The sequence below is a fragment of the Arthrobacter sp. 10N44_2 genome (assembly GCF_056394385.1).
On sequence record NZ_JBFTHT010000001.1, the window covers coordinates 107753 to 130929 of the forward strand.

General features: G+C 62.6%; 20 protein-coding genes. 8 read left to right on the forward strand and 12 right to left on the reverse strand.

The genetic code is table 11. From position 1 onward, the window contains the following. Positions 1–24: 24 nt before the first annotated feature. The 4 genes from nrdH to nrdF all read left to right on the forward strand — a co-directional run bounded on the left by nrdH (position 25) and on the right by nrdF (position 4096). Positions 25–270: a glutaredoxin-like protein NrdH gene (nrdH, locus tag AC1DBX_RS00545; RefSeq protein ID WP_018773329.1), complete on the forward strand. Its 246-nt coding sequence runs from the start codon at positions 25–27 to the stop codon at positions 268–270. Between the two features lie 167 nt (positions 271–437). Next, positions 438–842 (forward strand): class Ib ribonucleoside-diphosphate reductase assembly flavoprotein NrdI, encoded by a 405-nt coding sequence (nrdI, locus tag AC1DBX_RS00550; protein ID WP_476931041.1) that lies wholly within the window; start codon positions 438–440, stop codon positions 840–842. Between the two features lie 68 nt (positions 843–910). Continuing rightward, positions 911–3031: a class 1b ribonucleoside-diphosphate reductase subunit alpha gene (nrdE, locus tag AC1DBX_RS00555; protein ID WP_476931042.1), complete on the forward strand. Its 2121-nt coding sequence runs from the start codon at positions 911–913 to the stop codon at positions 3029–3031. A 90-nt stretch (positions 3032–3121) separates the two neighbouring features. Then, positions 3122–4096: a class 1b ribonucleoside-diphosphate reductase subunit beta gene (gene nrdF / locus AC1DBX_RS00560; RefSeq protein WP_223916933.1), complete on the forward strand. Its 975-nt coding sequence runs from the start codon at positions 3122–3124 to the stop codon at positions 4094–4096. 762 nt (positions 4097–4858) lie between these two features. Here the strand turns inward: nrdF and AC1DBX_RS00565 are convergent. The 3 genes from AC1DBX_RS00565 to AC1DBX_RS00575 all read right to left on the reverse strand — a co-directional run bounded on the left by AC1DBX_RS00565 (position 4859) and on the right by AC1DBX_RS00575 (position 8213). Beyond that, a complete protein-coding gene (locus AC1DBX_RS00565) occupies positions 4859–6070 on the reverse strand; it encodes a serine hydrolase domain-containing protein (protein WP_476871711.1) in 1212 nt (403 codons plus the stop codon). 686 nt (positions 6071–6756) lie between these two features. Beyond that, complete coding sequence (locus AC1DBX_RS00570) at positions 6757–7530, reverse strand: DUF6994 family protein (protein ID WP_018773303.1); 774 nt, start codon at positions 7528–7530, stop codon at positions 6757–6759. A gap of 512 nt (positions 7531–8042) precedes the next feature. After that, positions 8043–8213 carry a hypothetical protein gene (locus tag AC1DBX_RS00575; RefSeq protein WP_476930814.1) on the reverse strand — a complete coding sequence of 57 codons (171 nt, stop codon included), beginning with the start codon at positions 8211–8213 and terminating at the stop codon, positions 8043–8045. Between the two features lie 1603 nt (positions 8214–9816). On the opposite strand from AC1DBX_RS00575, the gene AC1DBX_RS00580 reads away from it, so the two are divergent. After that, complete coding sequence (locus AC1DBX_RS00580) at positions 9817–10242, forward strand: acyl-CoA thioesterase (RefSeq protein ID WP_476930815.1); 426 nt, start codon at positions 9817–9819, stop codon at positions 10240–10242. Between the two features lie 793 nt (positions 10243–11035). Here AC1DBX_RS00580 and AC1DBX_RS00585 read toward each other — a convergent pair. The 3 genes from AC1DBX_RS00585 to AC1DBX_RS00595 all read right to left on the reverse strand — a co-directional run bounded on the left by AC1DBX_RS00585 (position 11036) and on the right by AC1DBX_RS00595 (position 15527). Continuing rightward, positions 11036–11614 carry a hypothetical protein gene (locus AC1DBX_RS00585; protein ID WP_476930816.1) on the reverse strand — a complete coding sequence of 193 codons (579 nt, stop codon included), beginning with the start codon at positions 11612–11614 and terminating at the stop codon, positions 11036–11038. 626 nt (positions 11615–12240) lie between these two features. Continuing rightward, positions 12241–12876 (reverse strand): hypothetical protein, encoded by a 636-nt coding sequence (locus tag AC1DBX_RS00590; protein WP_476930817.1) that lies wholly within the window; start codon positions 12874–12876, stop codon positions 12241–12243. 242 nt (positions 12877–13118) lie between these two features. After that, complete coding sequence (locus tag AC1DBX_RS00595) at positions 13119–15527, reverse strand: alpha/beta fold hydrolase (protein WP_476930818.1); 2409 nt, start codon at positions 15525–15527, stop codon at positions 13119–13121. 69 nt (positions 15528–15596) lie between these two features. On the opposite strand from AC1DBX_RS00595, the gene AC1DBX_RS00600 reads away from it, so the two are divergent. Further along, positions 15597–16229 (forward strand): TetR/AcrR family transcriptional regulator, encoded by a 633-nt coding sequence (locus AC1DBX_RS00600; protein ID WP_476930819.1) that lies wholly within the window; start codon positions 15597–15599, stop codon positions 16227–16229. Positions 16230–16255: 26 nt separating this feature from the next. Next, positions 16256–17116 carry a 3-hydroxyacyl-CoA dehydrogenase gene (locus AC1DBX_RS00605; RefSeq protein WP_476930820.1) on the forward strand — a complete coding sequence of 287 codons (861 nt, stop codon included), beginning with the start codon at positions 16256–16258 and terminating at the stop codon, positions 17114–17116. Positions 17117–17213: 97 nt separating this feature from the next. Here the strand turns inward: AC1DBX_RS00605 and AC1DBX_RS00610 are convergent, their stop codons facing one another. From AC1DBX_RS00610 to AC1DBX_RS00620, 3 genes are all read right to left on the reverse strand, one after another. Further along, positions 17214–18020 carry an SDR family oxidoreductase gene (locus AC1DBX_RS00610; RefSeq protein ID WP_476930821.1) on the reverse strand — a complete coding sequence of 269 codons (807 nt, stop codon included), beginning with the start codon at positions 18018–18020 and terminating at the stop codon, positions 17214–17216. A 248-nt stretch (positions 18021–18268) separates the two neighbouring features. Further along, the gene (locus AC1DBX_RS00615) at positions 18269–18649 is read right to left on the reverse strand and encodes a nuclear transport factor 2 family protein (protein WP_476873750.1); all 381 of its coding nucleotides are present in this window, start codon (positions 18647–18649) and stop codon (positions 18269–18271) included. 270 nt (positions 18650–18919) lie between these two features. Next, positions 18920–20422, reverse strand: coding sequence for a phospholipase D family protein (locus AC1DBX_RS00620; protein ID WP_476930822.1), 1503 nt, complete (start codon positions 20420–20422; stop codon positions 18920–18922). 385 nt (positions 20423–20807) lie between these two features. Between AC1DBX_RS00620 and AC1DBX_RS00625 the strand changes: the two genes are divergently transcribed. After that, positions 20808–21113 (forward strand): hypothetical protein, encoded by a 306-nt coding sequence (locus tag AC1DBX_RS00625; protein WP_476930823.1) that lies wholly within the window; start codon positions 20808–20810, stop codon positions 21111–21113. A gap of 139 nt (positions 21114–21252) precedes the next feature. Here the strand turns inward: AC1DBX_RS00625 and AC1DBX_RS00630 are convergent, their stop codons facing one another. The 3 genes from AC1DBX_RS00630 to AC1DBX_RS00640 all read right to left on the reverse strand — a co-directional run bounded on the left by AC1DBX_RS00630 (position 21253) and on the right by AC1DBX_RS00640 (position 23097). Continuing rightward, positions 21253–21771 carry a DUF2087 domain-containing protein gene (locus tag AC1DBX_RS00630; RefSeq protein WP_476930824.1) on the reverse strand — a complete coding sequence of 173 codons (519 nt, stop codon included), beginning with the start codon at positions 21769–21771 and terminating at the stop codon, positions 21253–21255. 100 nt (positions 21772–21871) lie between these two features. Continuing rightward, positions 21872–22300 carry a nuclear transport factor 2 family protein gene (locus tag AC1DBX_RS00635; RefSeq protein ID WP_476886390.1) on the reverse strand — a complete coding sequence of 143 codons (429 nt, stop codon included), beginning with the start codon at positions 22298–22300 and terminating at the stop codon, positions 21872–21874. Continuing rightward, on the reverse strand, positions 22291–23097 hold the full coding sequence (locus tag AC1DBX_RS00640; RefSeq protein WP_476850092.1) for an MBL fold metallo-hydrolase: 807 nt from the start codon (positions 23095–23097) through the stop codon (positions 22291–22293). The genes AC1DBX_RS00635 and AC1DBX_RS00640 overlap by 10 nt, the downstream gene beginning before the upstream one ends. Positions 23098–23177: the final 80 nt, after the last annotated feature.

Below are 23177 nucleotides of genomic sequence, written 5' to 3' on the forward strand. Positions count from 1 at the left end.
GACTTCAACAAAGGGGACAGGACCATGACCGTTACGGTTTACACGAAGCCGGCCTGCGTTCAGTGCAACGCGACCTACCGCGCGCTGGACAAGAAGGGCATCGCCTACCAGAGCGTCGACATTTCCCAGGACGCGGAAGCCCTTGAGCGCCTGAAGTCCCTGGGCTACATGCAGGCCCCCGTTGTCGTCACCGACCAGGACCACTGGTCAGGTTTCCGCCCGGACAAGATCGAAGAACTGGCGCAGGCTGCCGCCGTCGCTGTAGCCTGAAACGCCCTGTCGCCTGAAAAGCCCAGGACGCCGCTACCAGGGAAGAATTCACGGTAGATGAGGTGACCACCGTGGCTGTAACAACTGAAGATCGGGTGGCTGCCACGGCTGACGGCGGGGAAGCGGTCAGCACAGCAGCACCGGCCACCACCACCCACTGCCGGCTCATCTACTTTTCCTCCACCTCCGAAAACACCGCACGCTTCGTTGCGAAGCTGGGCGTCGACGCCGCCAGGATCCCCCTTTACCCGAGGGACGCTCCGCTGGTGGCCCGGGAGCCCTACGTTTTGTTGCTCCCGACCTATGGAGGCACCGGGGGAGAGGGATCTGTTCCAAAGCAGGTCATCAGGTTTTTGAACGATCCGGGCAACCGGAAGCTGATCCGCGGAGTGATCGGCGCAGGAAACACCAATTTCGGGGACAACTTCTGCATGGCAGGGGACATCATCGCCGCCAAGTGCAAGGTCCCACACCTATATCGCTTCGAACTCATGGGGACGCCGGAAGACGTCAACCGCGTACAACAAGGATTGGAAGAGTTTTGGACACGACTGTCGCAGACAAAGCAGTAACTGAAGGCGCAGGCCTGCACACGGGCTCCGGCACCGCCGCCGCCGCCGCTGTTGAGAAGAAGCACGAGATGCCGGCCGCCTACAAGGGCCTGGGCTACCACGAGCTGAACGCCATGCTGAACCTCTACGGCCCCAACGGAGAAATCCAGTTCGAGGCCGACCGCGAGGCCGCGCACCAGTACTTCCTGCAGCACGTGAACAACAACACCGTGTTCTTCCACGACCTCGAGGAAAAGCTCGACTACCTCGTCAAGAACGAGTACTACGAGCGCGAAACCCTCGACCAGTACACGATGAACTTCATCCGCGAGCTCTACAACCGCGCGTACAAGAAGAAGTTCCGCTTCGAGACCTTCCTCGGCGCGTTCAAGTTCTACACCTCCTACACGCTGAAGACGTTCGATGGAAAGCGCTTCCTGGAGCGCTACGAGGACCGCGTCTGCATGGTGGCCCTGCACCTGGCCCGCGGCGACGAGAAGCTCGCCACCCAGATGGTGGACGAGATCATCGAAGGCCGCTTCCAGCCGGCCACGCCGACGTTCCTGAATGCCGGCAAGCGCCAGCGCGGCGAGCTGGTCTCCTGCTTCCTGCTCCGCATCGAAGACAACATGGAGTCGATCGGCCGGTCCATCAACTCCGCCCTGCAGCTCTCCAAGCGCGGCGGCGGCGTCGCCTTCGCGCTGACCAACATCCGCGAGGTCGGCGCGCCGATCAAGCAGATCGAGAACCAGTCCTCCGGTGTCATCCCCGTGATGAAGCTCCTCGAGGACAGCTTCTCCTACGCCAACCAGCTCGGTGCCCGCCAGGGTGCCGGTGCGGTGTACCTGCACGCGCACCACCCGGACATCTACCGCTTCCTGGACACCAAGCGCGAGAACGCGGACGAGAAGATCCGCATCAAGACCCTCTCGCTCGGCGTCGTCATCCCGGACATCACCTTCGAGCTCGCCAAGCGGGACGAGGACATGTACCTGTTCTCCCCGTACGACGTCGAAAAGGTCTACGGCATGCCGTTCTCCGACGTCTCGGTCACCGAGAAGTACTACGAGATGGTGGACGATTCCCGGATCAAGAAGACCAAGATCAAGGCGCGCGAGTTCTTCCAGACCCTCGCCGAGATCCAGTTCGAATCCGGCTACCCGTACATCATGTTCGAGGACACCGTGAACCGGGAAAACCCGATCGACGGCAAGATCATCATGTCCAACCTGTGCTCGGAGATCCTCCAGGTCTCCCAGCCCACCACGTACCACGATGACCTGTCCTACGACCAGACCGGCAAGGACATCTCCTGCAACCTGGGTTCGCTGAACATCGCCAAGACCATGGACTCGCCGGACTTCGGCCTGACCATCGAGACGGCCATCCGGTCCCTCTCGGCTGTCTCGGACATGTCCAACATCACCTCGGTGCCCTCGATTGCCCGCGGTAATGACCAGAGCCACGCGATCGGCCTCGGCCAGATGAACCTGCACGGCTACCTGGCCCGCGAGCGGGTCCACTATGGTTCCGAAGAGGGCCTGGACTTCACCAACATCTACTTCTACTCGGTGGTGTTCCACGCGGTCCGCGCCTCCAACCTGCTGGCCATCCAGACCGGCCAGACATTCGGCGGCTTCGAGAAGTCCAAGTACGCCTCCGGCGAGTTCTTCGACAAGTACACCGAGCAGGAATGGGTCCCGCAGACCGAGAAGGTCGCCGGGCTGTTCAAGAACATCCACATCCCCACCCAGGATGACTGGCGCGAGCTGAAGGCCTCCGTCATGGAGCACGGCATCTACAACCAGAACCTGCAGGCCGTTCCGCCCACCGGCTCGATCTCCTACATCAACAACTCCACCTCCTCGATCCACCCGGTGGCGTCCAAGATCGAGATCCGCAAGGAAGGCAAGCTGGGCCGCGTGTACTACCCGGCGCCGTACCTGACGAACGACAACCTGGAGTACTACCAGGACGCGTACGAGATCGGCTACGAGAAGGTCATCGACACGTACGCCGCCGCCACGCAGCACGTGGACCAGGGCCTGTCCCTGACGCTGTTCTTCAAGGACACCGCCACCACGCGCGATATCAACAAGGCCCAGATCTACGCCTGGAAGAAGGGCATCAAGACCATCTACTACATCCGTCTCCGCCAGCTCGCGCTGGAAGGGACCGAGGTAGAGGGCTGCGTCAGCTGCATGCTGTAGCTTCAACTAAATCGTGACAGTACGACGGCGGGCGCCCGCCCGCCGTCGTACGCTTTAACTAAGAACTAAACCCAACATTTAGGGGATGACATGACCGAAAAGGTCAAGCTGCTGAGCCACGTCGAGGCGATCAACTGGAACCGCATCCAGGACGACAAGGACGTGGATGTCTGGAACCGCCTGGTCAACAACTTCTGGCTGCCGGAGAAGGTGCCGCTGTCCAACGACGTGCAGTCGTGGGCGACGCTGACCCCGGACGAGCAGCAGCTCACCATGCGCGTGTTCACGGGCCTGACCCTGCTGGACACCATCCAGGGCACCGTCGGGGCTGTCTCGCTGATTCCGGACGCACTCACCCCGCACGAAGAGGCTGTCTACACGAACATCGCGTTCATGGAGTCCGTGCACGCCAAGAGCTACTCCTCCATCTTCTCCACGCTGGCTTCCACCAAGGAGATCGACGAGGCGTTCCGCTGGTCCACCGAGAACGAGAACCTTCAGAAGAAGGCCCAGATCGTCATGGACTACTACCAGGGCGACGACCCCCTCAAGCGCAAGGTGGCCTCCACGCTGCTGGAGAGCTTCCTGTTCTACTCGGGCTTCTACCTGCCGATGTACTGGTCCTCACGGGCCAAGCTGACGAACACGGCCGACCTGATCCGCCTGATCATCCGCGATGAGGCCGTCCACGGCTACTACATCGGCTACAAGTTCCAGAAGGGCCTGGAGAAGGTCTCCGAGGAGCGCCGGCAGGAAATCAAGGACTACACCTTCGAGCTGCTCTTCGAGCTGTACGAGAACGAGGTCCAGTACACGCACGACCTCTACGACTCCGTCGGCCTGGCCGAGGACGTCAAGAAGTTCCTGCACTACAACGCCAACAAGGCCCTGATGAACCTGGGCTACGAGGCCATGTTCCCGGCCTCCGTCACCGACGTGAACCCGGCGATCCTCTCGGCCCTGTCACCGAACGCTGATGAGAACCACGACTTCTTCTCGGGTTCGGGTTCGTCGTACGTGATTGGCAAGGCTGTCAACACTGAGGATGACGACTGGGACTTCTAGTCTTCTTCTCCTCCTGTCGTCCTCCTTTCCTTCGTAACCCGAAACGACCCCGCACGGAGACGCGTGCGGGGTCGTTTCATTCAAAGGTCATTTATTGTGTGCTCATGTTCCGACACGAAGACTGGCCTAGTTGGCGGTGTGTGTGAAATTCGGAGCTAGTTGATTTCTTTCGGACCAAGTTGGACCAATTCTGGTCAACCTGACCTCGGTGCAACTTGGTCCGAATCTGGCGCCTCAGGTGAGATGGCGCGTAAGTGGAAGAACCCGTCCCGACCTATGTGGGTGCACTCTTCCTCGTCCAGTCAGAAGTCTTCCACTGAGGGCAAACAGCCATCCGGCCCTGACGATGCCATCGGGGACAACGGCTCTGAGCGGGGGAGCGCGGTGGTGGAATTCACTTTTCTGTCTTTGCTGCTGATGGTCCCGCTGGCCTAGTTCGGACCAATGGTCTGGTTGTCCAGTATGTCCGTAGATTAACAATTCCTTTTCGAGATATTCAGTAACGTAGCAATTGCTAATTTCGAACCGGCGGAGCATTCCACTGGCTACTCGGCGGCGCTTCCGCGGGAGCAGAACTGGCGGATCGCCGCGCTGCAGGCGTTGCGGTAAGGACGATGACCGTGGCGGTGGCGGAACCGGCGCGAGTGGCGCCTGGGCTGGGATTGTTGGGATGGGATAGGCCCGCGTGCCGAGCGGCCTCTGGCTGAGGTTGCCGCGTTCACGGTGGGAAGACCTCCCTCAACTCCCGGCTGTGCAATCAGCTCAGTGGCAGAGGTTGTCGAGGGTTTCCTGGGCAGCCTGTTCCATCTGCGTACCGAGCAGGTCGATGCGGCTTGCGGTTGCCGGGTCCTGCCAAGGCATCGGCCGAACTGCCATGGCCATCGTGACCTGGCTGCCGCCGTCGGCGCTCGTGACGGAATTACTCATGTAACCGAATATCGCCCCGTGATGGCCGTAGCGGAATTCGCCGGAACATGCGTCAGGAAACCGGCTTAGACCGAGCCCGTATTCCGCGAAGCCGGCCTTCTTCTTCATTTCCTCCAGCATGGCGGGGGAAAGCAGCTGGCCCTGGAGGAGGGCCCGGTAGAAGGTGTTGATGTCCTGCGTGGTGGAGATGACGCCGCCTGCGGGGGAGCCGACCCAAACCTCGGCCTGGGTGACATCGACCCGTTCGCTGCCATCCATGATGTAGGCGTGGATGTTGTCCGGAGCCCCGCGGTCTGGTTCGGCCAGCGACGTGTGCTGAAGTCCCAGAGGGGCAAAGATGTCTTGATTGAGCACGTCGGCGACGGGACGTCCGCGGAGCTTTTCGATCAGCTGGCCAAGAGCCAGGTAATTGGAGTTCGAGTATGAAAAGCGGTCCACATTCTTGGACTCCCACGGGAGCGTGGCGGCCAGCTCGAGTCCCCGCTGCAGGCTGAGCCGCGTGTTCATAACCTGCTGCAGTGGTTCCGCCTCGTGTTCTGCGTCTCCGTAGTCGGGCATGCCGGAGTTGTGGTCCAGCAACTGGCGGACGGTGATCGGTCCGGGCGGCCGCAGCGTGGTCCGGAAACTCTCCAGGACGCCGTTCACCGGGTCATCGAGCCCAATGAGTCCCTGGTCGACGAGTTTCAGGACGGAGACGGCGACCATCGACTTCGTAATGCTGGCTACCGATACCCGGTCCTGCGGCTGGGCCGGGTCATTGGTATCTAGGCTTCGCACCCCGTAGGCCTTGGACCATTCCCCGCCAGGCCATCGCAGGTGCACAACAAAGGCCGTCGCACCACCGTCCATGAAGTGCTGGACCCTGCGTTCCAGAGAATCAGTCGCTGCCTGGATCGCGGCGGCGCTCGGCGGAGTCGGCCCGGAAGGGGCCGGGCCGGGAGGGGCTCCCACGCAACCGCTCACAGCGACAAGCAAAACCGCGGAAAACGCGGCACCGATCAGACGAAGACGCGTCCGCCACCAAGCAGGCAAGGCACCCATGAACATCCTTTTACGCTCAAATGTGTCTTCTGGATAGGCATGGCTCTCAAAGTCCCTCCGCAGGCAGCCTGCTGAGTCGGCCAAGCCCGGTCTGAGACCGCCTCCTGGTCAGGGCGTTGCTGAGTACCATGGCGATCAAAGTTCTTCGCTTTGGCATCGATGCAGATCAGCGCGCAATGGTCGCCGGTTTCGTCAGGAATCTGGACGGGCATCTCAACAGTTTGAAAGGAAATGCTGCGCCTCCTAGTCGTAGAGTCGAGCCTTCCGCCGCCCAGGTCCGATTTGCTAACTTACAGGCGGAAAGCCGGTCTGACAGGTTGTTAATGTCCGCGTGAAAAGGCCGTAACCACAAGGACCGATTGTTAATCTTTGGCCGTATTGGACACTGGTTGTCCAGTACACTCGAAGATTAACAGGTCCGCGTGTAGATTTTCCGCACTTTAACAATTGTTAATTTCGGACCGCCTGGAAGCGGCAGCAGGCTAGTTTTCCGCCTGCTCGGTTCCTGGAATAGGGGAGACAACTACCACGCTTCGAGGCTTCTCCTGCAACCGAATTGCAGCACTTGCTCAAACGAGAGGCCAGCAAGGCGAACTGGCCGATCTCCTGGGGAGATTCCTAGATGCTGTGACAGGCGGAGCGCCGTGATTCGTCGCCTGTTCTCGCATTCTCGGGTAGGGACAGGCCGGTGTTTATTGCCGTCGGACCTCAATGTCGCGGTGGTTCTTCTCGACCCAGTCGGCCATCCGGTTGCCCCGCAGCGCTATGAACTTCAGCGAGGCTTCCTGAACCCTGACGTACTCGTCCTTCGTGACCGGGACGCCGAGGCGCGTGAAGACCTTGTCCTCATCCTCCTCGAGGAAGAAGTCGATCTTCCCCTCCGGCGTCACGAGATCCTGGAAGTGGAAGAACTCCACGAACTTCTCGAACGTACAGAAGAGTTCGAAGAAGTCCCCATAGTTAGTGGTGACGTCGGCGAGGGGGCTGCCTGGCTCCTTGGCGTAGTGGCGCCGGATGCATTCCAGAGTCAAGTCCATCCGGTCCGCAATCCGTATCCGCATTCCCCTGGCGGTGTTGAGGGTGGGCAGGTGTATTGTCCTGACGGGCCAGATCATGGCGCTGCCGATCGTGTACGGCGGGTCGAAATAGCGGCGCTTCTGCTCCTCACTCAACTCGGCCTTAGCCTCGACCAAGGCCTTGGGCTTCCCCCACCTGGTGTAGGAGTTCGTGATGGCGTCACTGCCGACCGTGAACCACTTGTCGGGCGTCTGCTCGAACATCAGGTAGTTTTTCCGACGCACCTTGGGAACTTCCGAGACCGCCAGTTCGAACAGCTGCCCCTCGCATAGCTCCTTCTTCCAGAGCAGCTGATGGTCAGCCTTGAGCCGCGGACTATGGGAGTCCGGGTCCCTTCCTGGAGGCGTGGTGTCGAGCAGGTAATTGAAGGCAATGTCGAAGACGCGCATGGAAGGAAGTCTATGTGCCCGCCTTTTGCGAACCGCGGAACCTGCAGCTGAAACAACTGCACGGTCGCGCAAGCACTTGGATGATAATCTTCGGCGGCATTGGGCTCCTCCAAGGACCCGCGGCCACCCCTTTAGCCAATCCCTTGGTGAGAACCTGGCGCCGGGCCTGCAGAGCATCGGGCCGCCTACGACAAGCTTCGCCCTGATTTGCTCTGGTTGATGAGTTCCCCTATATCCACGCCTTCCCACACGGGCTAGCCTGGCTCCGCTTCAGTGTGCTGCGTGCTGATCGAACGCGAACTAATCAAGCTGCTGACCATACTTGGCCTGATCAACCGCGCTCTCCCTGTATGGCCGTCCGTCCTACCGCGTCCCGCTGGCGGGCATCTGCTGGTGCGCACAACACTTGCGCCGCTTCCCGGGCAGTGAGGCCACCCTGCCCAGCGCCGTGACTCTGACGTTCGAGGCAGTACGTCAGCTTGCCCTCCATAAGGTCAAACGCCGCCGACACCCTACGCGGACCGGCAGTCCTGGTATTTATCTATATGGATGACGTCAGCGACGGCCGTGTCTTCAACGGCCTCTTTTTCGGCCGACATCTCGACTATGTGGTTGGTACTGTGCCGGAAGGCCGCGGGCGGGTTGGCGGTCTCGGCTGCGAACTCAGGAGCATCTCCGTTCACGGTTGGGACCTCTGGCTCGCTCAGCTTCGGGCGGAACAATCGCTGCGCAAGCCGTTTTCCCCCCCGGGCACGACTTTGGTGTCCCACAATGGTCTGCCCTTGGTGTCCCACAACTTAGTCGCACCCGGAATGAGGTAATTTTTCGTCAACGGAATCACGTACTTGTCAATGAGAAGCAGAGTGCGGTCGAAGTTTGCTGGCGACGACGCTCTTCGGCCTCTTCTTCGCGCCTGCGGCGCGCGTCGTTCTCGCGGCTCGACCGATCGTCGGCTCTAGGCTGGTTGGCCGGCTTCGGACGCCTCGGGTTCCGGTATTGGCTGCGTGGTCCTCAGTCCCAATTCTGACTATGGCAGTTTGATTCAGGACCGGTGTGACGGCTTGAACCAGGACCACCCACGACTCGCCGGTTGCTTGTGACGGTTTGAGTCAGGACCACCCCCATTTCCGCCCTGCACCTTCATTCCGTTCTGGCCGGAATTGGAGCACGGCCCAGCCTGTGTCAGGTCATCGGCGGCTCGCTACCGACGTGGGACATAAACCCTCGGCATCGCGAGAGGTTCCGGCCGTACAGTGCGGGGCAGTTGGAGAATCGAGTCCCTGGTGTCACGACTGGGCCGCCTCTAAATCTCAGGACGAGCAAAAGGAGGCGGATCCGGAACCACGACAGGAGCATAAAGGACCATCTGGTTTGTCCATGTCATGGCGCGCACGGGCTCCTGCGATCGCGGAAATACGCGGTAGCGAAAGTGGTCCTCGGTACCAAGTAGCCTGTCCATCTACATCAGTTCATTGTGAGATGTCGACCTAGTAGTTGGAAGAATGGCACCCTATTTGGAAGAAACGCATCGTCTAGTTGGAAGTCTTCCAAATAGCTACCACTAAAGCGGGCCCTGCACGGCAAATCGTGCAGGGCCCGCTTTGTGCGCTCTCAGCGGCTCTTGGCTTGATGTCGACTGCGCAGGGAGTCGGTTCCAGCGGACTTTTTGGAGTGCAGGCAGCGCATCGCTCGCTCCTGTTGTGCTCATGGAAACCTGGACGGCCCCGCACGCCATACGCGTGCGGGGCCATTTTTGCGGGACGCGACCCCAACATTTCCGCTTCATGGGCAAAGCTCACCCTTCAGGCGCTCACCGCTCAGGCCAGTGGCGCGCCGATCCTACTCCGCCGTCCGTTACGGGCGGTCATTCCCGTCCGGTTCGAGGAGGGCCTAATTGGCGGCGTCGCAAAGCCTCGATAGCCGGGCGGCGCTGGTGGAGTGTGACGGGTTTACCCTAGTTGCATGGAGAACCAGAGGGGCCCATTGTATCTGGACGTCGCGGCGAAGGGTCTGTCCCTGGCGGGCGTTGTGATGATGGTTTTTGGGCATGGCGGTTGGTTCACCGTCGGTCTTTCCCTCGTGTTCATCGGCGTGCTGATTGGGGTATGTGCCGTGGTGACCGTCCGTCGGGTGCGGTCGCCTGCCGGTCCCGCCCGCCCCACACTTTTCGGCTCGTGGGGCCGAAGGGGCGGCTCCTCGGACGAGGATACGGGCTCCTGAACCGCGGGGCGGATCGGCTGCTTGCGGCTTCGCCGAGCAGTATTGTGGCAAGCTAAGGGGCGCTGAATGGCGAAGGTACCGATTGTTTACAAGAGCACGCACCGGGTCAAGTTCTCCGAGCTCGACCCCTACAACCACGTGAGCACGGGGGAATACGCGACCTATTACGCAGATCACCGGATGGAGGGCCTGCGGGACTATGTCGGTTGGGATCTGGAAACGCTGGGCACATTGCCGTTCATGGTCTGGGTCCGGAGAGTGGAGATCGACTTTCTGCGGCCTGCTCGGGGCGATCAGGAGATCACCATCACGTCGTTCGTGCGCGAGTTCCGCGGGCCCGATGCGCTTATCGAGTGCGCCATGGTCGATTCCGGCGGAACGAACGTGTCGCGCTGCGTCATGACCGTTGCCCACGTCGACAAGGAAACGAGTCGCGCGACGGACTGGCCGGCCGACGTCATGGCGCTGTTCTTCGAAAAAGAAGCCCCATGAGCGCTTCGGGTCGGTCTATGAACCATTTATCGGTGACGAATGGTAACCACTCTCGGAACCAGGGACGAACAGGACCTTGGTTGTCTACCTAGAGGCCGGAGTCGCCGTCTCCAAGTGTCTTCGCCAACTAGGTCAGTTATCCGACAGCGTTAGAGGCCGGAGAAAACCACGGAATGACGGTGATTAGTATCTGGCAATTTCCGCCAACTAGCCTCGGGTCTCACACTTCCCCGGGTCTCTTCTCCTTTCTTCCTCTCTTCTGACCGGTTCCGGTCTCGACATCCATCCAGCTCGAAGGCCGTCGGCCGATCTAGTTAGTTTCGGCCGTGATCGCCCCAGCAGGCCCCGTACGTCTTTTAGTGCGGGGCTTGTTGCATCGGCGCCCAATGCGAAACCTTGCACAAGTCCGTCCATGCAAACTCGGAGCACGACGTCGCACGTTCGAAAAAGCGTCTACGTTTCGCAGGCCTGCCTTAGCTGGTTCAGGAACCTGGTCGCTTCGACATCGAAAGTGCGTTGTCCTGAACCGCGGGCAAGGATGGTTTCCACATTTGCACATTCTTTGGCCACCGGGTCCGCGGCCATAGCCGGAGGCGCGGTGAGTGGAAGTGAGGCTATGACTCCAGCGAGTGCCGCAGCGGTAAGATCTGCAGGGTTTTTAGGCGCACAACTGTTATCCCCAATAGTGCTGAACGGAATGCCGCCTTGTTCTGCGGCCCAAAGCGGTGGATGCGGCCTGGATGCTCTCACAGCAGCCATTGGCTAGATATATTCACCGGGTATTTTCTGCCGGTTATTGGTGGGGCCGCACTGTGAGAATAGCGAGGTCGGATTCGTTTTTGTCGGGGCTGATGACATTGATCATGTAGTCATACTCTCCGTCATTGCCGGATGAACTGCAGACCGTTGCGACCCCAATGTCGTTGGAGCGCCTCGAGCATGTCCCGTCGGTTTTCATCTCGACTCCCGCTTTCGAAACCACAGCTTTGAGGTCATCGGCGGTGATTTCCTTACCGGTGTTCCACCTGCGGTAGATGCTCGGGCACGGGTTGGTATCGAAGCAGAGGAACATCTCCCCCCGCGCGACGTTGTCCTCCAGCTTCCAGTCTGCCGGAATGGAGAAACGCTCAGTCCGGGAGACCACATCGGCGGTGACCTTGTCTTCCGCAGAGCGCATAAAAATGACACCCGCGGCTGCAGTGACAAGCACCGCCGCAAGGATGATCCATATTTTTCGCTGCACTGTGTTCCCCCAAGACTTCAGTGCCGGCACCGTATCGTCCAGCGGCCGGCGGCTGCTGAGTGCATCGTATCTGCATGCGGATCGCTTGTCTGTCGGGGTGAAGTGCCAGTGCACCGCCTGGCCTGGCACGAAGAAATTCCGGATTCACGTCATCCGGGCACGTGTCGCGCGCCAGATTCGCCGCACACATGTATTCGATTACGTCTGCCATATTCCGGTGCAGACGGTCCATCGAGTAGACGAGGACGAATTCCACGACCCGGTCTACCATCAGCTGACGGAGTTCGGGTACGCGGGTCGCAGTCTTAACCGCTGGCAGAGATGTCGTTGACTTGCAGTTCGGCCCCAACCTCAAGGCGTGATCTGGGCGCCGGTCCACGGATTCGTGGGAGAGCTTGATGGGTTGATCGAGCTCCACCCGCACCCGCACGAGGATTTCTCGGTCCCTGGCTTTGAGCGGCATCGGAGGCTCCGAGTTCGGTGGGCTGGTAGAGGAACGCTCCCTGTGTCCGGCTCAGTGGGATAGGGCCGCGCCGTGCCCTTATTTGGCCAGCGAGATTTGGCCAGCGAGAATTTCAACGATGCCATCCGGGCCTTGGGCTCCGGTCGATCTGGCGCGACTGGAATGGATTGAGCCCAAACCCTGCGGCGCCCATCTGCCCGTGGTTCTGGTTCGGGCTGTCAAAGCGTTCGTGGACCCTTACCTAAAGGTCCGGCCCGGCCGCCAGTGAGGCGGCCGGGCCGGATCCGAAGGCTCAGGTGTAGCTCAGGCTGAGCAGCAGTGCTTTGAGTTGGGTGTATTGGTCTGTCGCCATCCAGGCTTTCGCGGCCTCCCTGTTCGGGAACCCCGGGTCGCCGAAAAGGACCCGGGTGAACAGTCCGCCGTTGGCGGTGGAGACGAGATTGCACCATGATGCGACGCCCTCGCCCTCCTTCAGCGACCGGGGATCAGTTAGCCCCATGAAGTAGGCATCGCCATCACCAAAGGATTCCACAGCGAATCCGAAGACGGGCTTCTTGCCGTCCGGCGCCGTCATACCGGAAACTGCCTTGTGATCGAACACGTGACGCGTCACGGGACCGCCAGTGCACCCTGCAGTGACGCCGTTGGCCAGGAAGAGCAGATCGTTTCCCGCACCGTCAGCAACGGTGACCTCAACGCCGGGGAGGCCGGCGGGCGGGTGCACGGTTCGCACGGTCCAGGTCTCCGGATAGGCGAAGGAGATGTGTCCGTCCGGGAACGTGAAGGTCTTCAGCGCGGGAGACCCGTGCTTAGCCGCTGAGGCGGGAACCTCCGACGCCGGTACCGCCCTGGCGGCAGGCGCCGTCGGTCCTGCAGTGGAAGCAGGTGGGAAAGTTAAAGTCGCCGTGCGGTCTGCCATGGTACTCACGACAAGGCTCGAAGCGGCGGCGGGAGCCCCTGGCTGTGGCCCACAGCCGGCAAGGGCGAGGCCGATGGAAGAACCTGCGATGGTGACGGCAGTGAAGAGTCTGGCGCGATGTGAATGCATTGTGTAGCCCCCAATTCTTATGACGGCGGGCCGAACGTCCCGCTTGAAAGCAAAGTTTCCGGGACGCTGCCAGTAATTACAGCCAGGGCAAGTTATTTATGCCTTCCGATCGCCCACACACCTCAGATGGCCGCCGCCTGCCTCCCCGCCGGCACCCGTGACAGGAAGTCCTCCACCACCGCGGCGAACTCGTCGGGCCGTTCGATCTGCGGCATGTGCCCCGTCTTCAAGAATGTGTACGACTCGGCGTGTGGCAGCGCTGCCACTGCCGCCTCGAGGTGGCTGAACGGGAGGATGTGGTCGTGGTCGCCCCAGACCACGAGCGTGGGAGTCTCCGACTGCGCCAAGGCCCCGAGGAGGGCCCTCCGCCACCCGGCCCTGACGCCAACGATGGTTCCGAGGTCGCGGGCGACGTCGAGGAGGGTTTGGCGGTGGGACGCCCGCTGCGACAAAGCGAACGCGTGGTCAACGCGGGCGTCGGTCACCAGTGCTTTGTCGTAGAAGATCGACTGGACGGTGCGGCGCGAAGCCACTGGATCCGGACGCAGCAGCAACGCCGCGAGCGGCCCGACCGCGAGCAGGCGCAATACCAGCGCAACCTCCTTGCCGAACCCGGCACTGTTCGCAAGAACCAGCGCCGAAACACGGTCCGGGTGTTCGGCGGCCAGTTTCATGGCGACGGCCCCGCCCAGCGAGTTTCCCATCACGGGGAGCGGCTCGTGCACCCCGACGGCGTCGAGGAAAGCCGGCAGGACGTCGGCCAGCTTCGCCAACGTCGCCGGCCCGGAAAGCCGTTCCGAGTAAGCAAATCCGGGCAGGTCCACGCTGTAAACGGCGTGGCGTGCCGAGAGCCGCTCGTGCTGCCCGTTCCAGTCCTCCAGGCTCTGGCCGATCCCGTGCAGGACCAGCACCGGGTCGCCGCTGCCGGTCTTCCGGTAGCGCAACTGCGTGCCTGCGACGTCGACGTATCCCGTCCCCGGGAGCGCCAGGGGATCCCGGCGCACAAGTGGCGCCCCACCGGACGCCCGCACCTGTTGTCCGCGCCGACCGAAACGGACCCGGTCGGTCAACCTGCCGGCCCTCAGGAGGGCAAAGTCCCGGAAGTAATTCTGGTGCAGCCGCCACGGTGAACCGGCACCCTGCCGGGGCAGCTGATCGGCCCCGCGGAATATGTAGCCGGCCTTCAGGTCAATCAGGGAGGACAGCTCACCGTTGGCGGCTTCGGCAGGCGCCGCGGGCACCACCCAATGCAGTCCCCGCCGGTCAAGATGCTTCAGCAGGCGGCAGACGTAGCCTGCGACCAGATCCGCCTTCAGGGTCCACGATGCATTGGTGTACCCGATGGTGAGCGCAAAGTTGGGCACGCCGTCGAGCATCATGCCCTTGTAGGTCAGGGTCTTGCCCACGTCCACGGGCTCGCCGTCGACGGTGAGCGTCATCCCGCCAATCACCAGCAGATTCAATCCCGTCGCCGTGACGATGACGTCGGCCGGGATCGACCCGCCCGAGACCAGGTCAATCCCGTCCGGCGTGATCCGGGAGATCCTGTCGGTCACGATGTCGGCAGTGCCTGCGCTGATCGCGCGGTAGAGGTCCCCGTTGGGGATCGCGCAGACCCGCTGGTCCCACGGCTGATACGACGGCGCCAGGTGCGTGTCCACCGCAAAGCCCTGCGGCAGCTTGGCGACCGCCGATTTGCGCAGGATCGCTTTCATGGTCTCCGGCCGCCGTCGGCTGAGCTGGTACGTGAACATCGAAAAGAGAATGCTCTTGACCCGAACGACGTCGTACGCCAGTTGCGCGGGCAGCTTGCCCCGGAGGCGGTCGGCCAGGTGGTCGCGGGACGGCACGGGGGCGATGTACGTGGGGGAGCGCTGCAGCATCGTCACCTTCGCGGCCGACTTCGCCATGGACGGCACAAGTGTAACCGCGGTGGCCCCGCTGCCAATGATCACCACCTGCTTGCCTTCGTAGTCGAGGCCAGCCGGCCAGTGTTGCGGGTGGATGATCGGTCCGGCGAAGGTGTCTGCACCTTCGACGGCCGGGGTGAACCCCTCGTCATAGCGGTAGTACCCCGAACAGACGGACAGGAACGAGCAGGTAAACGTCACTGTCTCGGCGGCGTCGGGTGCCGAGTCGCCCTGTCGGTATTCGCCGCCGGTTGTGCGGACGACCGTCACCGTCCACAGAGCGGTGTCGCTGCACCAGTCGGCAGAGACGACCCGGCTGTTCAGCCGGATCTGAGGGGTGAGGTCCTCGTCCGCAACCGTCGCCTCGATGTACTCGCGAATCGAATCGCCGTCGGCGATCGCCTTTGCACCGGCCCAAGGCCGGAAGGAATAGCCGAGCGTGTACATGTCGCTGTCGGAGCGGATACCTGGGTATCGAAAGAGATCCCAGGTTCCCCCCACCGCGCCGCGGGACTCAAGTATCGTGAACGTCTTCCCCGGTACTTCGCGTTTCAGCCGGCTGGCGAATCCGATGCCGCTCAGCCCGGCGCCAACAATCAGCACATCCACGTGTTCGCTCATCAGGCCAAGCTATCGACTAAAAGTTGAGAGAGTCAACACGGTGTCGAGAAGCCGGGCTAGGATGAGCGCATGGTTCAGCGAGGAAGACGTACCGCCCGGGTCACGGGGGATGAGCGCCAGGACGCGATCCTGCTCACCGCCGAGGCCCTCCTTGCTGAGCGGGCTTTCGACGACATTTCGATAGAGCAGCTGGCCCGCGGCGCCGGCATCTCGCGCCCCACCTTCTACTTTTACTTCTCCTCCAAAGACGACGTGCTGCTGGCCCTCCTGGACCGTGTGATCACCGAGGTGGAACACCGCGTCGGCGGCTTGCCGCGGGACTTCGAAAGCGACCCCGCGGCAGCCTGGACACGGTCCATCGGCATGTTCGTCGAGGTGTTCGTGTCCCACCGCGGCGTCGCCACCGCGGCGATTGCAGCGCGGGCCCGCAACGACGAGGTGCGCGCCCTCTGGTCCAAATCGATGCAGTCCTGGGTCGATTTCTCGAGCGATGTCATCTCGTCGGAGCAAGCCCGAGGGGCCGCGCCGGACGGCATCGACGCCCATGACCTGGCCGTAAGCCTCAATCTCATGAACGAGCGGGTGATCACCGCCGTCCTCAACCGGGAGATTCCCGCGATCGCGGAGTCCCATGCCCTGGACGTGTTATCCACCATCTGGATCCGCAGTATCTATGGGTCCGTCAACCCCGGCCGTTCCTAGCGCCCGGGTGGAAAGGAAGAACCCGCATGCCCCACCAGATCAAGACCCTGACCGTGCTCGGCACCGGAGTGCTCGGTTCCCAGATCGCCTATCAGGCCGCCTTCCACGGATTCGCTGTCACCGCCTACGACGTCGACGGCGACGCCCTGGAGAAGGCCCGGGCGCGCTTCGCCCGGCTTGTCGGCATCTACCGGGCGGCCAACGTCGGCGGTGCCGGAGAGAGCAAAGCCGAGGCAGCTCTTGAAAACCTCCGCCTTACCTCCAACCTCGGGGACGCCGTCGCCGATGCAGACCTTGTGATCGAGGCCGTTCCTGAGCTGCTCGAGGTGAAGCGGGACGTCTACCGCACGCTCGCAGATCTGGCCCCCGCCAAGACCATCTTCGCCACGAACTCATCAACTTTGCTGCCCAGTGATCTCAAAGATTCCACCGGCCGCCCCGACCGCTTCCTCGCCGTCCATTACGCCAACAACATCTGGGCGCAGAACATCGCCGAGGTGATGGGCACCGACGAAACCGATCCCGCAGTCTTCGACGCCGTCGTCGACTTCGCGCGAAACAGCGGGCTGGAGCCAATCCAGATCAGGAAGGAGAAGGCCGGCTACGTGCTGAACTCCCTGCTGGTCCCGCTCCTGAACGCGGCCGCCGGCCTGCTGCTGCAAGGCGTCGCCAGCCCGGAAACGATCGACAAGACGTGGCGCATTGCCACCGGAGCGCCGAGCGGTCCGTTCCAGATCTACGACGTCGTCGGGCTGGGAACCGCCTACAACATTGCCGCCTCATCGCCAGACCCCGGATCTCAGGCCTTCGCTCGGTACCTCAAGGCCAACTACATCGACCAGGGCAAGCTCGGCGTCGAGACGGGCGAGGGTTTCTATACCTACTAGGTCTTCGCATGGGCTGACGGACGGTGCTAACGGACGGTGCTGACGGACGGTCTAGCGGAGGGGAGTGGCTGTGGAACCGCTTTTTACACGGACCCGTTCAGCCCTGGCGGTTCGTGTCCAGGACGGTGACGTCCAGGGGCATGCGCTTGGCGCGACGGAGGCGTCCGGCCAGCACGTTGCGCACGCCGCGGGTCACCATGGTCGTCTTGGTCAGATACCGGAACTCGGCGGCGTCCGACGTTACCAGGTCCAGCAGCGGCCGCGCGGCGTCGTCAGGGGTCTGCCCCCACAGCCCGACGACGACCTGCAGCCCGCCCAGTCGATGCTCGTACCCGGGCTGGGACGTGACGTGCCCCAGCATGTCCGTGATCACCAGGCCTGGATTCATGCCGTGCACCCGGACGCCGGTGCCCTTGGTCTCCACCCGCAACGTCTCGGTGAACTGGCGGACCCAACGCTTGCTGGACGCGTACGCGTTCTGCAGCGCCACCGGCCCCTGGTCGCCGTGGCCGTACACGTTGACGAGGTCGCCGCGACCTTGGCCGATGAACACCGGCAGCGCCACCCTCGACCCGTGGAACGTGCCGAGGATGTTCGTGCGCACCACTTGCGTGAAGTCCTCGACCGGCGTGGAGGCCGTCGGCCCGAAGACACCGGAAGCTCCGGCGTTGTTGACCCAGATGCCGAGCGTCCCGCGGCTAAGGGCCTCGTCGCGCAGGGCCTCGACGTCGGCCAGTTCACCGGTGTCGCAGTGACGCCCGGATGCCACGATCCCTTCAGCGTGCAGCCGCTCGACGGCGGCCGCGACGTCGGCGTCCGACCTGGACGCCAGCACCACCGTCGCACCCTGCTGCCCCAGCAACCGGGCCATGGCCAACCCCAGGCCGCGCGTCGAGCCAGTCACGACTGCCACGCGACCGCGGAGGACATCTCGTTGCGAACCCATGCCTCTCTCATACGCGTAGTGGCCGGGGAGAGCAAGGGCGCAGGCGTGGTGACAGTTCCGAGGTGGTTGTCCGCCGGGTGCTTCCCCGGCGGCGCTGTTCCATCGCAACGGGGCAATTGCCCGGGGTCTGTCGGGACGCCGCGGACGGATTTAGACTGAATCATTTCGCGACGCTGGCGGCGTCTGCCTCGGGTGGGGGACGAAGATCAGCGGCCGCCTTGTCGTACGTAGTCGGCGGGATCGTAGTGGATCCTGAGTGTCGAGATTTTGCCGTTGTCGAAGCGGAAGAACTCTGCGAGCCGGACAATCCCGGCCGGCATGCGGGCGTCGTAGAGTGTCGCGGAGCCATCTGCGCCGTGGACCTCTTGGATGATCTCGAGGTCCGACACCGTGGCGATGAACCCTTTTACGCCTTGGCAGAATCCGGCTGCCCCTGTGCGCTTCCCTGCGATCGGGCCTTCAAATTCGAGGTCGTCGACGAGCAAAGTGCGAAGCTCGCCGTCGGGGTCGAACGCATCTATGCCGGCGGCCAGGATCCGGTAGTAGCGCTGGAGTACGTCTGGCGCAGCCTTGCTCAGCGTGGACATCGGCAGTCCTCCTTAAGATTGAAATCTTCAAGCTCTGCACATCGATGAGGCGGAGAACGCGGTTCAATTTGGACCGGATCGTCGCCGGTCAGGTTATAGCCGTTGAGTACAGAAGTCACGACGTCGAGGAGGGCTGCCGCTGCGGAGTGGTGCTCGCCGTCGTCTGCCTGGGATGCACGAAGGTTGAGGCGGAGACGCGGCGGCGTGGCGGGGCTACAGTCCCCGGAGTCGTTCAGGCGTTCTGCCGGTTCGCGGCCGTCAGCGTCTTGCCTAGAACTGGGTAGTGCCGCGCAGCCGGCGGGGGCGGCCGTCTGGGTCCAAGAGAAGGCGGCTCATCGGATCGGCCCAGAGGCGTTGGCGGGCTGACACCGGCTCTGGAGTGTGGTGGCGCGCGTGTCCCGCGGGTCGGGGGGAACGGCGGCCGCCTTCATGCCAGCGGTCGAGAGCGTCTGCGGTGGTGTTCCAAAGTTTGAGCCCGGCCGCCGGGTCGACGAGCTGGGGATCGTTCTGCTCCAGGCCCAGGTGTTCGGCCCAGAGTTGGAGCCGGAGCTCGTGGGCCAAAGGCCGGAATGTATCGCGGCTGTTGTCTGTGCCGGGCGCCTCCCGGTTGTCGACAGTCGTGTCGAGTACGGCGCAGGTGAGCTCGCTGTCGTTGGTCCAGGACCGGCGGTTGAAGTTGTCTGAGCCGCAGGTGAACCAGGTGTCGTCGATGATGCAGATCTTGGCGTGGACATAGATCGGAGTTCCCGCGCGGTTCTCCAGGTCGAACACGCCGACCCTGTCGGGCGCGACCCGACGCAGCATCCTGATGGCACGCAGTTGCCCGATCCGGGCCGCAGGCCCTGCGAGAGGCCCGTCAGCGTCGGGGTAACGGGGTACGACGGCGATCACGTTCAGGTCGGGATTCCGGTCGAGGGCCTCCGCGATTCCGGCTGCGACCTCTTTCGACCACAGGTACTGATCCTCGACGTAGATCAGCGAGCGGGCGCGGGCGAAGGCTTTCGTGTAGGCGCGGGCAATGCTGCGTTCCCCGTCGGGCGCGAATGGGAACGGGGGACGTTTCACCCCGTAGGTGCGCAGCAGCTGCACGGCGTGCTTGCCCGCCGGTGGCGGTGGCGGTGCAGTGGCCGGGAGCGGTTCGGGGTGCCGGGGCATACGGGCCAGACGTTGCAGCAGCATCCGGTAGGGGGTGCGCCGGTCCAGAGGATGGGGGTCGTTCCACCGTTCAGCAAATACTGCCAGGACATCTGCCACCACGGGGCCGCGCAGTTCGAGGGCGGCATCGTGCCATGGCGGTCGTTTCCCGTACCGGGAATCCATGCTCACGGCTTGCGGGTCTCCCGCGTGGTCGGCATCGTCCCGACGGCTGTGGGAAAGGTCGATCCCGCCAACGAACGCGACATCCCGCGACGGGTTGTCACGACGGCGGATGACGAAGATTTTTTGGTGATGGGAGCCAAACAGGCGTACACGCTGATCCAGCAGCACCTCTCCGCCCGCGTCGTTGACCTGACGGCTTAGGAGCTCATTGGATCGGCCGCTGATCGGGGCCGACACGCGCTCTCCATGGGATCTCCAGACAAGGCCCCGCACTTCCACACCTGCGCCGGCCAAGCCAGCGAGCACCTCACCGATCGACGGTCCGTCCGCCAGCAGCCGCTCGTCGGCGTCGCCACGCCAGTCGGTGAACCACACCCGGTCTCCCGCCTGCAGAGCCGTCAACTCCTCATGCAGCCGGGCGAAGTAGGTCGCACCATGAATCAGGGGCCGCACAAGATTGCCCTCCGACCACGGCGGCGATCCGGCACCGCCCGCGTGTACGTCTGTGGCCAAATTCCCCCGCTCAGCGCGGCTCAGAAACCACGTACCAGCATCACTGTCCACTCAGTCCTTCTTTCGGCGCCCGAGCCTAGGGCACTAGTGTCCGGTCTTCAACGTAGCGACTGTGCTGCCCAATGTCACCGACCGGGTCAAAGGCGCCGGTATCAGAGGACCCGTGGAACACCCGCTCCTATCGGGCGCCCACTTGAACTGATACGTAGGGACTGCTTGTAAGGAAGTCGGCGCAGCACCGGATCAAAGCCGCTCTCCGGCCCTACCGGGATGACGCTGGACGGCCTATCGTGGTCCTGACATAGCCCGAGGGAAAGGAACGACGATGTTCACCCTGCAGATTAGCTACCCGGTCCGGGACTACGAGGCCTTTAAGAAGGTCTTCGACAGCGATCCCGCAGGCCGAGCCGCCTCCGGCGCCCTGTCTGTCCGCCTGTTCAGGGATACGGAGGACCAGAACAGCGTGGCCGTGCTCCTTGACTTCGACACCAGGGACGCCGCGACCGGCTTTCTGGATAAATTGCGCAGCCAGGTGTGGGACAAACCCGAGGTGATCGGGCAGCTGATGACGGCAGCGCCGACAGCCAGGATTCTGGAAGAAGTGGCCCGCGAGGGCCAGGGCGCGGGCTGACCGCTGAGAATCATGCTGGACTCGCGGTGGCACAAGAAACCGCGACATCCCGTGGGTGCCAATGCTGGCTCTCGGGCAGGTTTGGGCGCTATGAGAGCGTCGAGTTCAAAGCCCACGTAATGCCCGCATGGAGCCCGCGTTATGCCTGCCGGGAGTATGAGGAACCCGAGGCCGTCCGTTCCAGTAGTCCGAAGTCGATCATGTAGCGGCGCAGCATGACGACGTCATCGGTATAACTGAGCAGTCGTTCATTAACCTGCTTTTCCGTTAGGTGTTCGCCCGGCTCAAAAGCTTCGCTGACGATCCAGGCCAGGAGCTCCCGCCGTTCCGTCATGTTGGCTGGATACCTCTCGATCCGCACCAAGCGCATGAAGCGGGCCAATCCGGTCTGCGGCTGCCGCCGGGGTTGCTGCCTGAGGAGGTCGCGGAAGATCGCCTCGGGTGCCTCAAGGTCACTGGCGGCATTGCTTTCCACGAGTCCTGACTCAAGGAGGGCAGCGATAGCCCGGTTTCGCCGGTGGTCATTCAGGTCAGCAAGCACGTCGGGGAGCTTGGCGCCGAGCACTATCTGCGCGTAGGCGGTCCGAGCGTCCGTGTTAGCGAGGGCTGCCACTACACGCCGCCAGTGCGGTCCACTCACCATCGTCGTTCCGGTCACAGCGTTTTCCTCACTCTGCATTTGCCCCGGGGGCAGGCCGGCTTCGGGATCCAGGTCCGGTTCAGCCGACCTTGAGGGTCAAACGAAAGTCGTCGCAGACTTATACCAACACGCTTGCTTCGACGACTTTTGCGGTGTCGACAAATTGTTCGAAGCGGACGATGAGTCCGCCGCGGACGATGAAATGGTGGGCCACCCGGACGTTCAGGGGGTTCCCGGTTGACCGGTGCGTGGCGGTGTACCTGGCGAGGACCACTACGTTTTCACCTTCTACGATGTACGTGTCGTCGTGGGCTACCCAGCCGTCCCAGTCCCGGCCGAGAATTTCCATGACATTGGAAGTGACCCCGTCGGGGGTGCGGTAGGTCCCTGCGAGGGGGAAGCCGGCCATCTCAGTCCATTCAACATCCGGGGCCATCGTGGCGCGGAGCGCTTCGAGGTCACCGGCTGCTGAAGCCAGATACTGCCGGCGGACGACATCGCGCGGGGAGGTTGAGCGGGCAAGTTCGGTGATGTCACTCAGCCCCATGTCATTTCCCCCTTGGCGACCTTGGGTCCGATTTGCGCCGCGATCAACATCCCGGAATTCGGGTAGCTTTCGATCAGGGCAGCCGTAACGGCCGCGGCATTTGCTGAGCGGGCGAGGATCCGTTCGAATTCCTGGAGGTAGGACCGTGTGTAGTCGATGGCTGTGGAATCGTTGGCCGTTCCCGGCAGCCGGTGGCCTGCGATGACGAGATCCGGGTTCAGGGCCCGCATCTGGTCAAGTAGTTCGATCCAAGCCGAGCGCTGTTCGGGGGTGGCCGTGTCTGCGGTCCAGACGTGTTCTTCCTGGAAGACAAGGACTCCACCGACGACTGCATTCTGATCGACGTTGTAAAGGTAGTGCCTGTCAGGTAGCAGGTCAGAGCCGCCTCGGAGTTCGAAGCGGTACCCGTCGAGTTCGATCGCGTCTGCACTCAGGGGCGCGATCGTTGCCAAGCGGGTCGGAAGATTGGCACCCAGTGCTGCCCACGCCTGGAGTTTGCCTTCGTAGGTGGCCTGGATGTGCTCGATGACGATCGGTGTCGCCAGGACTGTGGCATTTGGGAACGCATCGGCGATGACTTCCAGGCCGAAGTAGTAGTCAGGGTCAGCGTGGCTGATGAAAACGGTTTCCAGTTCTTTACCGGAGTCCAGGATGGCCGCGACGAGACGGTGACCGTCGGCCCGGGTGAAGCCGGCGTCCACGAGGAGGGCCTTTGATGGGCCGGTGATCAACGTTGCTGACTTGTTGGGTGAACCTGCGGGGAAGTCGAGATCCAAGACTTCAAAATGCAGCGACATGCTGGTGAACCTTTCTCGGATGCCCCGGAGTGTCCGAAGCGAGTCGCGCAGATACGCTTACTCAAATCCAACAATAGCTG

Excerpts from the sequence above, each read along its gene's own strand:
- nrdH (WP_018773329.1), top strand. The coding sequence starts at position 25 with ATGACCGTTACGGTTTACACGAAGCCGGCCTGCGTTCAGTGCAACGCG.
- nrdE (WP_476931042.1), top strand. The coding sequence starts at position 911 with ATGCCGGCCGCCTACAAGGGCCTGGGCTACCACGAGCTGAACGCCATG.
- nrdF (WP_223916933.1), top strand. The coding sequence starts at position 3,122 with ATGACCGAAAAGGTCAAGCTGCTGAGCCACGTCGAGGCGATCAACTGG.
- AC1DBX_RS00565 (WP_476871711.1), bottom strand. The coding sequence starts at position 6,070 with ATGTTCATGGGTGCCTTGCCTGCTTGGTGGCGGACGCGTCTTCGTCTG.
- AC1DBX_RS00570 (WP_018773303.1), bottom strand. The coding sequence starts at position 7,530 with ATGCGCGTCTTCGACATTGCCTTCAATTACCTGCTCGACACCACGCCT.
- AC1DBX_RS00580 (WP_476930815.1), top strand. The coding sequence starts at position 9,817 with ATGGCGAAGGTACCGATTGTTTACAAGAGCACGCACCGGGTCAAGTTC.
- AC1DBX_RS00595 (WP_476930818.1), bottom strand. The coding sequence starts at position 15,527 with ATGAGCGAACACGTGGATGTGCTGATTGTTGGCGCCGGGCTGAGCGGC.
- AC1DBX_RS00600 (WP_476930819.1), top strand. The coding sequence starts at position 15,597 with ATGGTTCAGCGAGGAAGACGTACCGCCCGGGTCACGGGGGATGAGCGC.
- AC1DBX_RS00605 (WP_476930820.1), top strand. The coding sequence starts at position 16,256 with ATGCCCCACCAGATCAAGACCCTGACCGTGCTCGGCACCGGAGTGCTC.
- AC1DBX_RS00615 (WP_476873750.1), bottom strand. The coding sequence starts at position 18,649 with ATGTCCACGCTGAGCAAGGCTGCGCCAGACGTACTCCAGCGCTACTAC.
- AC1DBX_RS00625 (WP_476930823.1), top strand. The coding sequence starts at position 20,808 with ATGTTCACCCTGCAGATTAGCTACCCGGTCCGGGACTACGAGGCCTTT.
- AC1DBX_RS00635 (WP_476886390.1), bottom strand. The coding sequence starts at position 22,300 with ATGGGGCTGAGTGACATCACCGAACTTGCCCGCTCAACCTCCCCGCGC.
- AC1DBX_RS00640 (WP_476850092.1), bottom strand. The coding sequence starts at position 23,097 with ATGTCGCTGCATTTTGAAGTCTTGGATCTCGACTTCCCCGCAGGTTCA.